At 48.2% G+C, this 12,707-nt stretch carries 11 protein-coding genes and 2 riboswitches; of the genes, 3 read left to right on the top strand and 8 right to left on the bottom strand.

Annotated elements, in window-relative coordinates:
- Positions 1 to 12: 12 nt before the first annotated feature.
- The 6 genes from MHB80_RS07595 to metA all read right to left on the bottom strand — a co-directional run bounded on the left by MHB80_RS07595 (position 13) and on the right by metA (position 7,310).
- A complete protein-coding gene (locus MHB80_RS07595; protein WP_341281589.1) occupies positions 13 to 942 on the bottom strand; it encodes a putative sporulation protein YtxC in 930 nt (309 codons plus the stop codon).
- A 104-nt stretch (positions 943 to 1,046) separates the two neighbouring features.
- Entirely contained in the window at positions 1,047 to 2,018 is a 972-nt protein-coding gene (locus tag MHB80_RS07590; protein WP_341282894.1) for a DMT family transporter, read from the bottom strand.
- A gap of 149 nt (positions 2,019 to 2,167) precedes the next feature.
- Positions 2,168 to 2,316, bottom strand: a riboswitch (FMN riboswitch).
- A 280-nt stretch (positions 2,317 to 2,596) separates the two neighbouring features.
- Positions 2,597 to 3,733, bottom strand: a complete 1,137-nt coding sequence (gene mqnC, locus MHB80_RS07585) for a cyclic dehypoxanthinyl futalosine synthase (RefSeq protein WP_341281588.1) — start codon at positions 3,731 to 3,733, stop codon at positions 2,597 to 2,599.
- A 292-nt stretch (positions 3,734 to 4,025) separates the two neighbouring features.
- Complete coding sequence (locus tag MHB80_RS07580) at positions 4,026 to 5,198, bottom strand: aminotransferase class I/II-fold pyridoxal phosphate-dependent enzyme (protein ID WP_341281587.1); 1,173 nt, start codon at positions 5,196 to 5,198, stop codon at positions 4,026 to 4,028.
- 4 nt (positions 5,199 to 5,202) lie between these two features.
- On the bottom strand, positions 5,203 to 6,366 hold the full coding sequence (locus MHB80_RS07575; RefSeq protein WP_341281586.1) for an aminotransferase class I/II-fold pyridoxal phosphate-dependent enzyme: 1,164 nt from the start codon (positions 6,364 to 6,366) through the stop codon (positions 5,203 to 5,205).
- A gap of 26 nt (positions 6,367 to 6,392) precedes the next feature.
- A complete protein-coding gene (gene metA, locus MHB80_RS07570; RefSeq protein WP_341281585.1) occupies positions 6,393 to 7,310 on the bottom strand; it encodes a homoserine O-succinyltransferase in 918 nt (305 codons plus the stop codon).
- 101 nt (positions 7,311 to 7,411) lie between these two features.
- A riboswitch (SAM riboswitch) is annotated at positions 7,412 to 7,518 on the bottom strand.
- Between the two features lie 387 nt (positions 7,519 to 7,905).
- On the opposite strand from metA, the gene corA reads away from it, so the two are divergent.
- Positions 7,906 to 8,841, top strand: a complete 936-nt coding sequence (gene corA, locus MHB80_RS07565) for a magnesium/cobalt transporter CorA (RefSeq protein ID WP_341281584.1) — start codon at positions 7,906 to 7,908, stop codon at positions 8,839 to 8,841.
- 525 nt (positions 8,842 to 9,366) lie between these two features.
- Here the strand turns inward: corA and MHB80_RS07560 are convergent.
- Both MHB80_RS07560 and MHB80_RS07555 read right to left on the bottom strand, forming a co-directional pair.
- Positions 9,367 to 10,620, bottom strand: coding sequence for an MFS transporter (locus MHB80_RS07560; protein WP_341281583.1), 1,254 nt, complete (start codon positions 10,618 to 10,620; stop codon positions 9,367 to 9,369).
- A gap of 108 nt (positions 10,621 to 10,728) precedes the next feature.
- The gene (locus tag MHB80_RS07555; RefSeq protein ID WP_341281582.1) at positions 10,729 to 10,884 is read right to left on the bottom strand and encodes a hypothetical protein; all 156 of its coding nucleotides are present in this window, start codon (positions 10,882 to 10,884) and stop codon (positions 10,729 to 10,731) included.
- Between MHB80_RS07555 and MHB80_RS07550 the strand changes: the two genes are divergently transcribed.
- Both MHB80_RS07550 and MHB80_RS07545 read left to right on the top strand, forming a co-directional pair.
- The gene (locus MHB80_RS07550) at positions 10,870 to 11,772 is read left to right on the top strand and encodes a LysR family transcriptional regulator (RefSeq protein WP_099516592.1); all 903 of its coding nucleotides are present in this window, start codon (positions 10,870 to 10,872) and stop codon (positions 11,770 to 11,772) included. The genes MHB80_RS07555 and MHB80_RS07550 overlap by 15 nt on opposite strands.
- 37 nt (positions 11,773 to 11,809) lie before the next feature.
- On the top strand, positions 11,810 to 12,619 hold the full coding sequence (locus tag MHB80_RS07545; protein ID WP_341281581.1) for a histidinol-phosphatase: 810 nt from the start codon (positions 11,810 to 11,812) through the stop codon (positions 12,617 to 12,619).
- The last annotated feature ends 88 nt before the right edge of the window (positions 12,620 to 12,707 follow it).

The following is a 12,707-nucleotide window of genomic DNA, read 5'->3' as shown; positions in this document are numbered from 1 at the left end:
CCTGCAGCTAGTTTAACCATCATTCCATTCCCCCATTGCATGGGAGCACAACATACAATCACTGCACACCGACACCCGGTTGTCAAAAATCGTTTCAATCGTTCGAATGACCTGCATATCGACATGCTGCGTATGAACGACAATTTGCTTAGGTGACGCGGCAATCAGCGAGCTGATAACCATATCCTCGATGTTCATTTCCGTTTCCAGCATTTCGGCCACCAGGCGGTCGGAATGCGGCTTCGGCTCGAACAATTGAAATTTGTCATTATACAGCATAAAATCATGGTTGCCTCTATGAACCAAATGAACCATTGCTACCTTTGACTGCTGCAGCCCAACAAAATATTTAAGCAGCGAAATAAACTCCTGATATTGCTTATCGAGCACATATTCATCCAGAGCGTATTCCACAATGTCGCCTAGCTCGTGACGATACCCATGAAGCCTGAAGGTAGCGATGCCGCCAAGGTCAAGTCGTGTATTTTCATTCAAATACAGTTCGATTTCCTCGGCTACCTTGAGCTTGCGCCGCCTTCTATCCGCATCCAGAAACTTAGCGTTCAAGCCATCCAGATCAGTATCCTGCATCAGCTGGCAGCAATATTTTTCGATAACAGAGACGTCAGCGGAATGGCCGCCCTGATATTTTTTCTTAATGATGCTGATGAGCATTTCCGATTCCAAATTGGTTACAACATATTCAGCGAGCGCTTTGGCAGCGCGGTGGTACAGTATTTCTCCATGCTCATTCAGTTGAAAATAAGGCGTTGCCGACTGGCACATAATGGTGCCCTCGGACTCCAAATCGAACTGCACCAACTGACTCTGGGGTGCTGCTTCAATATGTAAATCCTCATTCGTATATTGTGCCATTAAGGCCGCTAAGCCAGCTGCCGTTGATTGAAGCTTGGAAGGCAGCGTAACGGTAAACAGTTCCATAAACAAGCCAACCCCTTTCATTCCCCTCATACAGTATATGGCGCACGCAGCAGCGATATACGATGAAGACATTGGGAATGAAGGGGCTGTGAATAAGCCTCTATTTAAGCAGCAGCTTGTGGTTGCTGAGCTGCCTGTTCATTGCTGCTTCGGCTCATGAGCCATAGCGTCAGCCAGATAAGCAGGAAGCCGATAAGCTGCCCTAACGTCAGCGACTGGCCAAATACGAGCCAGTTAATCAATACGCCAACAGCAGGGAAGGAAAGCTCGGCAAGCGTCGCGTATACAGCTTTAGTTGAGGAAAGCCCTTTGTAATACAGCAGCATGCTGATTAATCCTGGGAAAAACGCTTGAAACAATAAATTTACGGCAATGAGCGACAGCTGACTGCCTTGTGCGTTCAGGCTCCATGCGTCGCCGCTTGCGAGCAAAATAACGCTTAGCAGCGGCAAAGCAAGCAGAAACCTAAGGGACGTCACAATGGAAAAGGATAATTTCTTTTGCAGCAAATATTTGCCCATGACGGTCGAACCGCCCCACAATGCCGCTGCGATGATCGAAAACAGGCAACTGAGCAAAGCAAGATCATGCAGGCCGACTAGCGGCGAGCCGAATCCGAAGGTCAACAAATACGTGCCTGCCAGCGCCGCCAGCAAAAAGACGAAAAACTTCTGTGGCAGCTTTTCCTTCAGCAAAACTCTGGCGAGCAATATGGCAAATAACGGCTGGAGCTTCTGAAGCAGCAGCACAGCATTGGCGCTGCCATGAGAAAAGGCAGCGGTGAATAATACGGTAGCTACTGCCGAGCCGCCCCAAGAAACAAATAGCAGCGCGCCAATGACACCAATCGACAGCTTGCCGACTAATGTACGGCGGAATTTAAACAATACAGGCACTGCGTAAAATGCGAGCAAAATATGCTCAATAAATACAATTTGCGCCGATGTGAAGCTTTTGAGCAATAAAATACGGAACAGCGGGTCAAGCCCCCAAAGTGTCGCCCCAAGCGCCACATACCATATACCGTTTATGCCCGCAATTCGTGATGTTCGCCAGCCCGCCTTCTCGCCAGCCAGCTCTAATGTGTTCTGCAATTCAAAAACCTCCTGAGAAAGTTTTGAATTGAACCTTCTTTTACTATGAAAAAGAAACAATGCCCTTGTCAGCTATCTGACAAGGGCATCATCAACAAACCTGTTAAATGATTGTCATTTAACAAGCTGGTTCTGATCTTCTCCCGTCCGGACTATACCGTCGGCTCTGGATTCTCACCAGATCAGTCCCGGCTGCAAGCAGCCAGGAGTCGCGGGCTCTGGATGCTCCGAACGCATCCTTACCGCCGGTAGGGAATTGCACCCTGCCCTGAAGATTCATATTCGATTAAATCGTATTGTAACACAGAAGATTACAGTTTGAATAGTCTATTTGTGTGGAAAATTGGCATTTGAAATAATATTTTATTTTTCCGATCTATTTTCTTGGATTTCGTCTACTCCTCGACAAAACTGCTAACCCATTTTCAGCTATATTTCGCTGCTTTAGAGGCAATAACAAAAACGCTCATCCCTACCTATCCTTTAACGGAAAAGATAGGAGACAAGCGTTATTATCTTTAATGATCAAAAACAGTTCCGAATTAGCCAGTCGCTACAGCCTAATTTTGCATCACAAAGTCCTGCTCAGCCTTATCGCTTTCATTGTACATCCGCAAAATTTCATAGCGCGTATTGCGCTGCGCCGGAACCTTGCCCGCTTCACGAATGAGCTGCAAAATCAGCTCAATGTTGACCTTGTGCGTCGTGCCCGCAGCGGACACCACATTTTCTTCAATCATCGTACTGCCGAAGTCGTTGCAGCCATAGGCCAGCGAAAGTTTACCCATATCAGGTCCCATCGTTACCCATGATGATTGCAGGTTGTCAATATTGTCGAGGAAAATACGGCTGACTGCCACAATTTTCAAATACTCCTCTGGCTTCGCTTTCTCCATCGGCATTCTTGTATTGTCCGGCTGGAACGGCCAGGAAATAAAGGCCGTAAACCCTTCGGAGTCGTAGCCATTCGCTTTACACTCGTCTTGAACGTCACGAATGCGCAGCAGGTGCAAGGCGCGCTCCTCCATCGTTTCTCCAAACCCATATACCATCGTGGCTGTCGTATTCATGCCATGACGATGAGCCGATTTCATAACGTCGATCCAGTCCGTGTAGGAGCCCTTTTTGCGGCTGATTTTACGGCGAGTACGATCATCAAGAATTTCCGCGCCGCCGCCCGGCAGTGAATCCAGTCCCGCTTCATGCAGCTGGCGAACAACCTCATCCAGCGACAAGCCTTCCGAAACTTCCTTCATCTTCTGAATTTCCGCTGGCGAGAAGGAGTGCATCGTAATGTCTGGGAAGCGCTGCTTGATTTCCTTCAGCAAGTCCGTGTAATAAGTAAAAGGCAAATCTGGATTCGTTCCGCCCTGCATCAAAATTTCCGTGCCATTCACATCAATCGTTTCTTGAATTTTGTTCATAATCGTCTCGTTATCGAGCACATAACCCTCTTTGGAGCCCGGGGCACGGTAAAAGGCGCAGAACCTGCAATAAACGTCGCACACATTCGTGTAGTTGACGTTTCTTCCCACAACGAATGTCGTTATAGGCTCGGGATGCTTGCGCAGCATAATTTCATTTGCAACTTTACCCATTTTCTCAATCTCGTCGGATTCGAACATAATAATACATTCTTCCAAGCTTATTCGCTCACCCCGCAGGGCCTTATCCAATATCTGGTCCAACGTTGCCATTACGCAAGACCTCCTTATCTATCGCTGTAGTTTTGATGTTGCGCTTTTTTTCACAAACTAATTAAGTATAAGCTAATTTTATCATACTAAGCACTAATTCGTCATCTTTCGTTTAAAGGCAATACAGCCGCCAAGGTGAAACGGCTTTCGCCGTCCTCTGACGGCGCGGCGCGTTTCATTCCGAGAAATATAGAGAAAGGATGGGAACATCATATCCTTTCCTATATTTTAAAAAGGAAAAACACGGCTTGTCAGCAATGACAGCCGTCTTTTCCTCCACTTTACACAGCCGTTAGCCGCGCAAAGCCTGATCCAAATCTGCTAGCAAATCTTCAATATGCTCAAGGCCTACCGAATAGCGTACGAGGCCATCTGTAATACCACGTTCATGTCGGACTTCCTTCGGCATTGCTGCATGCGACATCATCGCTGGATACGATAGGATGCTCTCTACGCCGCCAAGGCTGACCGCTACAAGCGGGAGCTTCACGCGGCCAAGCATCGCTTTCGCCCGTTCTCGGCTGCCCACGTCAAAGGATACCACCGCGCCATAGGCGGAGCATTGCTGCTCATGCACCTCACGGCCCGGATGATCCGCAAGGCCAGGATAATAAACCTTCGTCACTTCTGGATGTTCATTCAGCCACTCCGCCAGCTTGCGCGCGCTGCGCTCGCTATGCTCCATACGCGCTTGCAGCGTCTTTATGCCGCGCATAAGCAGCCAGCATTCATGGGCACTCAGCACGGCGCCGAGGCCATTTTGCAGCTGATACAGCCTGCGTCCCAGCTCTTCATCCGCCGTGACAGCAAGACCAGCGAGCACGTCGCTGTGACCGCTCAGAAACTTGGTCGCGCTGTGCAGAACAATGTCTATACCAAGCTCAAGCGGACGCTGATAATAAGGCGTCATAAACGTATTGTCCAAAATCGTCAGCAGATTATGCTCCTTCGCCCACGAAGCCACCTGCGAAATATTGGTAATTTTCAGCGTCGGGTTGGAAGGCGTCTCGATAAATACCGCTTTCGTATTCTCTTTATATGCAGCTTTAACGGCTTCAAAATCCGTCATATCGACGAACGTCGTCTCCATGCCAAGACGATTAAGCACCGTCGTCAGCAGGCGGTATGTACCTCCGTACACATCCTCAGTCACAATAACATGGTCGCCCGCCGACAGCAGCAGGAACGTCGTTGAAATGGCAGCCATGCCGGATGCAAAGGCAAAGCCCCGCGTACCGCCCTCCAGCAGCGCAATTTGGTCCTCCAGCGCCTGCCTTGTCGGGTTGCCGGAGCGGCTGTAATCGTAAGGCGGATTTTGGGACAAATCGCTTTGATGGAACGTAGATGCCTGGAAAATCGGCGTGCTGGATGCACCCGTCTGCTCATCAAATGATCCTTCGAAATGAAGCAATTTCGTTGCAAAATGACGCTTGGCGTATTCCTCTTTGTTATGTCTGTCGCTCATGCTGCTATACCTCCCCAATCTCTTGCTTAGCTGCGGCAAGCGCCTGCTCCAAATCGGCAATCAGGTCATCCGCATGCTCAATGCCAACGGAGAAGCGAAGCAATTTATCATCAACGCCGACTGCACGGCGAATTTCTTCTGGAATATCAGCATGCGTCTGCACGGCCGGATAGGTCATCAGCGACTCAACGCCGCCCAAGCTTTCAGCAAAAGCAATCAATTGAATATGGCGCAGAATCGGTTCAATGTAGCGGGCATCCTTCACGCGGAAGGAGAAAATGCCAGTATTGCCCGACGATTGGCGGTTCTGCACTGCATGTCCTGGATGATGCGGCAAGGCTGGATAATAAACCTCTTCAATAGAAGGATGCTCAAGCAAGTAGCCCGCAATTTTTGTTGCATTATACTCATGACGCTCCATCCGCAGCGCCAATGTTTTCATGCCGCGCATTAACAGCCATGAATCCTGCGGCCCAAGTACCGCTCCAATAGAGTTATGCAAAAACGCCATTTCCTGCGACAGCTCCTGTCCCTTCGTCACAATAAGGCCAGCGAGCACATCATTGTGACCGCCCAAATATTTGGTCGCACTGTGGACAACGACATCTGCCCCCAGCTCAATTGGACGCTGGAAAAACGGCGTCAGCAGCGTATTGTCTACAATCGTCAGCAGCCCTTTGGACTTCGCCCATGAAGCGACTCGCTCAATGTCGGTAATCATCATTAGCGGATTGGTTGGCGTCTCGATCAGTACCGCCTTCGTATTCGGTGTACACAGCTCGCTCATCGCATCAATATCGTTCGTATCCACATAGGATGCTGTAACCCCATATCTCGACATAATCCGCTCCAGCAGGCGATAAGTGCCGCCGTACAGATCAAGCGATACGATTAAATGGTCGCCTTGATGAAACAGGCCGAATACCGTTTGCAAAGCCGCCATGCCAGAGCTGCAGGCGAAGCCAGCATCGCCAGACTCAAGCTTGGCAGCCGCCTCTTCCAATACGGCGCGGGTAGGGCTTTTTGTACGAGCGTAATCAAATCCTGTACTTTGTCCGAGCTTCGGATGGCGGAAAGCCGTTGCCTGATAAACGGGGAAGCTTACGGCACCGGTTTCCGTATCCTTTTGCGAACCAATTTGCGCTAATTCACTTTCGATTTTCAACATGGGCTATTGCTCCTTCTATTATATAGTTAGATGTTTGCTCCCAAATCAAATGGCGTCTGCTGGTACACGTAATAGTTGAGCCAATTCGAGAATAGCAGATTAGCATGCGCCCTCCACGAGGAGTACGGCACTGCTTCCGGGTTATCACCCGGGAAATAGTTTTTCGGCACTGCAATATCGAGCCCTTTCGCCTTGTCGCGGTCATACTCGTTTTTCAATGAGAAAGGATCGTATTCCGAATGCCCGCTGACGAAAATTTGACGGCCATCCTTGGAAGCGACAATGTAAACGCCCGATTCGGCCGATTCCGACAAAATTTCCAGATGATCAACATTCTCAATATCTTCGCGACGCACTTCCGTATGACGGGATTGCGGCACGAGGAACGCTTCATCAAAGCCACGAAGCAGCTTGACGTTCTGCTTCTCAATCGTATGGTGGAACACGCCGAAAATTTTATCATCCAATTCATATTTGGGAACACCATAATGATGGTAAAGTCCTGCCTGCGAGGCCCAACATATATGGAAGGTCGAAGTGACGCGCCGTGCGCTCCAATCCATAATGTCCTTCAGTTCCTCCCAATAGTTTACGTTCTCAAAATCCAGATGCTCTACAGGAGCACCTGTAATAATTAAGCCATCGTAAAATTCATGGGCAATTTCGTCAAACGTTTTGTAAAAAGCATGCAGATGCTCATACGATGTATTTTTCGACGTATGCGTCTTCGGACGAAGCAGCACAACCTCCACCTGCAGCGGCGTATTGCCGATCAAGCGAAGCAGCTGGGTCTCTGTCGTTTCTTTCTCAGGCATTAAGTTCAAAATCGCGATACGCAGCGGACGAATATCCTGATGATAAGCAACGCTTTCGTCCATGACGAAAATGTTCTCACTATTTAATATTTCTTTGGCTGGCAAATGGTCGGGAACTTTAATTGGCATGCAGAATCACTCCTTTGATGAGATTATCAACATTCCCAAATATAAAAAGACCCTTTCTGTCGAGAGAAAAGGTCGTTTGCTCAAAAAATAAGCGTTCGCCTCTCTCATCTCTCAGAAACATCGAAATGTCTCCGCAAGAATTAGCACCGTGCTTACGCCGGTTGCCGGGCTTCATCGGGCTAGTCCCTCCGCCTGCTCTTGATAAGAAAGTAGTTCTATTCAATTATGGAATTGCTGCTTATAAGCATACTTTAATGGATTCAGGCAGGCGCGTCAACCCTGAGGACTGCATATGCTATCGAAGGCTGATCTTTCAGCATCATTTACGGTTTTTTCGCTTGAATGTAAAGCTGCTGCGGGAGTATACTAGACAAGGATTGAAACGCTAAGCGAATAATCGAGTGTTATTCATCCAAAAATTCACATGATAAAGGAGTGCATACGGACATGGAAGGCGACCGACCAAGGCCTGAACACAACCGAATATGGCGGCTGCCCAGCCACTGCGTATTGCGCCCTGTTTTTCTATAAATAACAGTGCTCTGTGCAAGCGGCGAAGGCGGCCTCCTGTCCATTTCAGAGAGGAGATGCACAGATGAAAATCCGTCTGGTCAACAACGGCTTGTTTACCCCTATTGAAGATATTGCTGATACACTCATTCCATCGCCGGAGGGCTTCTATTGGATTGATGCCGATGTGGAGGATTTGGCTGTATTGCAGCCGCTTTTCCACATGCATGACCTCGCGGTAGAGGATTGCCTTACCGAGGAGGAGCAGCGCCCTAAGATTGAAATTTATGAAAGCCATTATTTTATTGTTATTAACAGCATTCGCTTTGATGATGAGGAAATTTTCCTGCGCGCACTGAATATTTTTCTCGGCCGCCATTATATTATTACCGTTACGAAGCAAAAAATTAATGAGCTGCGTTCCCTGAAGCCTGTCCTGTGGGAGCAGGAAGTCAGCCGCCCCGATTATTTTTTATACAATCTCGTCGATATTGTCGTCGATAACTACTTCCTCGTAGCCGATCGAATTGATACGCGGATCGAAACGCTTGAAGAAGATATATTAATGCATACGAAAAAATCGCATCTGAACGAAATTATCGGTTTGCGCGGTGAAATTTTATGGCTCAAGAAGGTGCTTGGCCCGCAGAAGGACGTTATCGCTACGCTGAACAAACGCGATCTCAAGCTGATTGATGATCAGCTGCAAAAATATTTCAGCGATATTTATGAAAATGCCGTCAAAATCGCCGAGACATTTGATACGTTCCGCGAGCTGATGGGCAACTTGCGAGAAGCTTACCAGTCCAGTATTTCGGCTCGCGCCAATGAAATTATGCGCGTGTTTACAGCAATGACGACGATATTCATGCCGCTGACCTTCATAACCGGTATTTATGGGATGAACTTCGACTTTATACCCGGCCTGCATATGCGAGGCGGTTCGTATATTTTGCTCGGCATTATGCTTGTGCTGGGCTTTGGGATGTTTTTTATTTTCCGCAAAAAGGAATGGTTGTGACCGTAGGACACAACCAAATAAATGCTATTAAGACCTTGTCGTAGAAGCCAGATGGAAAAGATTCGTCGCTGTGTAAAAGGTTTGGATTCCGGTCGCTGTTGCCTCTGCATTTTTCTGAATTATACCGCGCTGCGGTAAAAAGCAGATGCAAAGGCGAACGCTGCGCTCCCCCATCTCAAACCTTTTACTCCGCTCGCCTTTTCCATCTGGCTTCTACTTTTTTACGGCTTAAAAGCTTTTATTTGCTTTTGTGCCGGTGATTTATGAAGTACATTCGCTTTTTTAAGCTCAAGGTCAACCTCAATTACAAAATCATCGGACAAACACCAATCTTATGCTCTAACCTCCCCACCTATTACGAAAAAATCATCGAGTCATCAATGTGTACTTAACTGACCCAGTCCCATCCTTTACACAAGAAGAACATGTCTAAAAAGGAGGCAGCAGCTTTATAGTTCTTTTGAAATAAAACGCAAAGCCCGGCGGCCAGTCCTCATCATTGGAATGGCGCCAGGCTTCATATGTTCAAGCTTTAATTGCTCCATCATCCCCGGCCAGCGCCTCTGCTCTGCCCTTCGTCAAATTGACGAACATAAGCAGCACAATGCCGATGACGAATAACCCTATAAGCGAGAGGATAGCGATACGGGTAGAGCCTGAAACCGTCGCGACTACCGAAAACAGCAGCGGTCCTACAACGGAGGAAAACTTGCTCGATAGCGAGAGAAAGCCAAAAAATTCACCCGATTTGGACGGCGGCACCATACCCGAATAAATCGAGCGTGAAATCGCCTGGCTGCCTCCCTGCACGACGCCAACCATAATCGCGAGCAAATAAAAATGCAGCGATGACGTCATAAAATAACCTAAAATAACAATAACGACGTAGAACCATAACGACACATATAACAGCCTTTTCGAACCAAACCGCGCTGCAAGTCTGCCGAATACAATCGTGCATGGGAAACCAACAAACTGCGTAATGAGCAGCGCCGTAATCATATCATCCGTATTAATGCCGATCCCCTGGCCATATATGGTTGCCATCACAACAACCGTATTAATGCCATCGTTGAAAAATAAAAACGAAGCCATATATTTCAGCAGCTCCGGATATCGCTTAAGTGTTCGCAGCGTGCCGCGCAATCGCGTGAAGCCTTTGCCAAGGGCGGTGCCAAAGCCTACTTTAACATTTTTCACAGGCTCCTTCACCGAACGCAGCAGCGGCAGCGAGAACACAAACCACCATATGCCTACCGTTATAAACACCATTTGGGTCGCAAAGGTTTTGGTAGGGAATCCGAGCAGCTCGAAATTTTGAATCATCAAAATATTAACGAGCAGCAGCAGCCCGCCGCCTATATAGCCATAAGCGTAGCCCTGCGCGCTCACGACATCCCTGCGCTCCATCGGCACGCCATCCGCCAGCAGCGCATCATAGAAAGTGTTGCCTCCAGCAAAGCCCATCGTTCCTATAATAAGCAGGATAGAAGCCAGCAGCCAGTCCCCTTCGCCAACAAACGCCATTGCGGCACAGGATGCGGCTCCCATAAGCATAAACATCGTCAGAAATTTGATTTTAGAGCCCGTGTAATCAGCTACCGCTCCCAATATCGGCGACAGCACCGCTACGAACAGCATCGCAATGCTTTGGGTGTATCCCCAATAGGCCTCCGCCTTCGTACCCGACAGATTAGACGCTGCCACACCTGAATAAAATATGGGCATGACGGTCGCCATCATCGTCGTCGCAAATGCCGAATTGGCCCAGTCGTACATAAGCCAGCCTCTTATTGCTTTCCTGTCCAGTCGTAACGCCTCCTCAAATAAGTACCTTCGTCCAACACACTTCGACAACATCACCCTATATCCTCTTTAAATAATACGTTAAGCTGCTCCTGCTTTTTGCCGTCTTGCCGGATTTGCTTTATAATAGTAAGCAACGCTATCACGATGAAAGGCATTTGCGCCTGCAAGCCTATTTTTATAAGCGTGTAATTGCTTCACTAAACCTGGAGGGGGATTGTAGTGAATATTAGCCAACTTGAAACACTCCTCACCATTTCCAAAACGATGAGCTTCCGCAAGGCGGGTGAGCTGCTTAATTTGACCCAGCCTGCTGTATCCGCACAAGTCAAAACGCTTGAAGAGGAATTCAAGACGGTTCTGATTGACCGCAATCAGCCTGTGACCCTCACCGACCATGGACAAGTTTTTCTAGAGCATGCCGAGAAAATTTTGCTTATTGTCGAAGAGCTTAAGGCTAAGCTTTCAGACCTCAACACGACGCCTCAAGGCCATATTTTGTTAGGGACGACTTCTTCCATTGCGATTCAAATTTTGCCGCGGGTATTATCCTACTTTCAAGACCAGTTTCCGCTGATCAAAACAACGATTCATACGATGCCATCCTCGCAGGTGACCGCCAGCGTTGAAAATGGCACCATTGACATTGGTATTTCTTACTTATTTGAGAAAAATCCAAACCTGCACTCGTCCACTCTTTATTACGATACGTTTGAGCTTGTTGTATCTCCGGAGCATCCCCTGAGCGATTTGAAGCATACTACCGTAGAGGCACTCAAAGATATTCCTATGATCATGCTTGCACCTGACACACTCGGACGGCGCTTCGTAGACAAGATTTTTCGCCAGTACAATATTCAGCCGAATATTATGATGGAGCTTTCGAGCAGCGAAGAGGTGAAGCGCATGGTCGAAATTAATCTCGGCGCCGCTGTCGTCTCCAAGCTGTCCATTGCCGAGGAGCTGCGGCGGGGCTCGCTCAAGATGATTAAAGTGAATGAGCTTGAAATCAGCCATCCGGTCGGCGTCGTCTACAAGTCCGGCAGGTATTTAAACACGGCGATGCAGCAGTTTTTAAGCGATCTCAAGGGCATGCCGGAGCATCAATTCATAAGCAGCGAATAAGCTGCCAGCGCATTTTCAACTCAAGGAGGAAACAGCTATGAAATTTGATCTGCACACCCATCACGAACGTTGCGGCCACGCCGACGGAACGATTGAAGACTACATTACTGCCGCACTCGACGCAGGTTTGCAGGCCATTGGCATTTCTGATCATTCGCCTTATTTCGGCCATAAGGACGACCGCCCTTTTCCTGGCATCGCCATGGCACAATCCGAATTTGACAACTACATAAAGGAAGTACTTGAGCTTAAGGCAAAATATGAGGGACGTATTGAAGTGCTGCTCGGTATGGAATCTGACTTTTTCCCTGAACGTCTTCCCGCTTATCGCGACGCCTATGAAGGCGTACCGTTCGACTACATTATCGGCTCCGTCCATCAGGTAAGCGGAGTGAGCATTTTTAATCGCAATCGCTGGAAAGGGCTGACCGAGAAGCAGCAAATTGAGGAAAAGCGCCGTTATTATGACCTGATCAGCCAATCAGCGCGCAGCGGCATGTTCAATGTGCTGGGGCATATTGATGCAATGAAAGGCTATTACCCTGCTTTCTCCGACATTAAAGCCGATGCCGAAATCGATGATACGCTTCGCATTATTGCGGAAAACGATGTGTCGATTGAAATTAATACTTCCGGCAGCACAAAATATGTAGGCGGCTGGTATCCATCCGATGACATTTTGGAGCGTGCCCATCATTTCGGCGTCAATGTGACCTTCGGCTCCGATGCCCACATTCCAGCAAGGGTCGGCGACGATTGGGATCGCGTCAGCAAACGCCTTAAGGAAATTGGCTTTAACAAATGGGTCTTCTACCGCCAGCGCAAGCAGATCATCGTACCGCTGTAGGCCATCTGCTTAATGAATCCCGTAAAATGATGCTGCTTTGCTGTTTATCAGCAGAGCAGTCTCTTTTTTATGTAGAATGCGCCAGCGG

This window comes from Paenibacillus sp. FSL H8-0537 (assembly GCF_038051995.1).
In the GTDB taxonomy this organism is placed as follows: domain Bacteria; phylum Bacillota; class Bacilli; order Paenibacillales; family Paenibacillaceae; genus Pristimantibacillus.
This window is presented reverse-complemented; position numbering and strand designations above follow the sequence as displayed.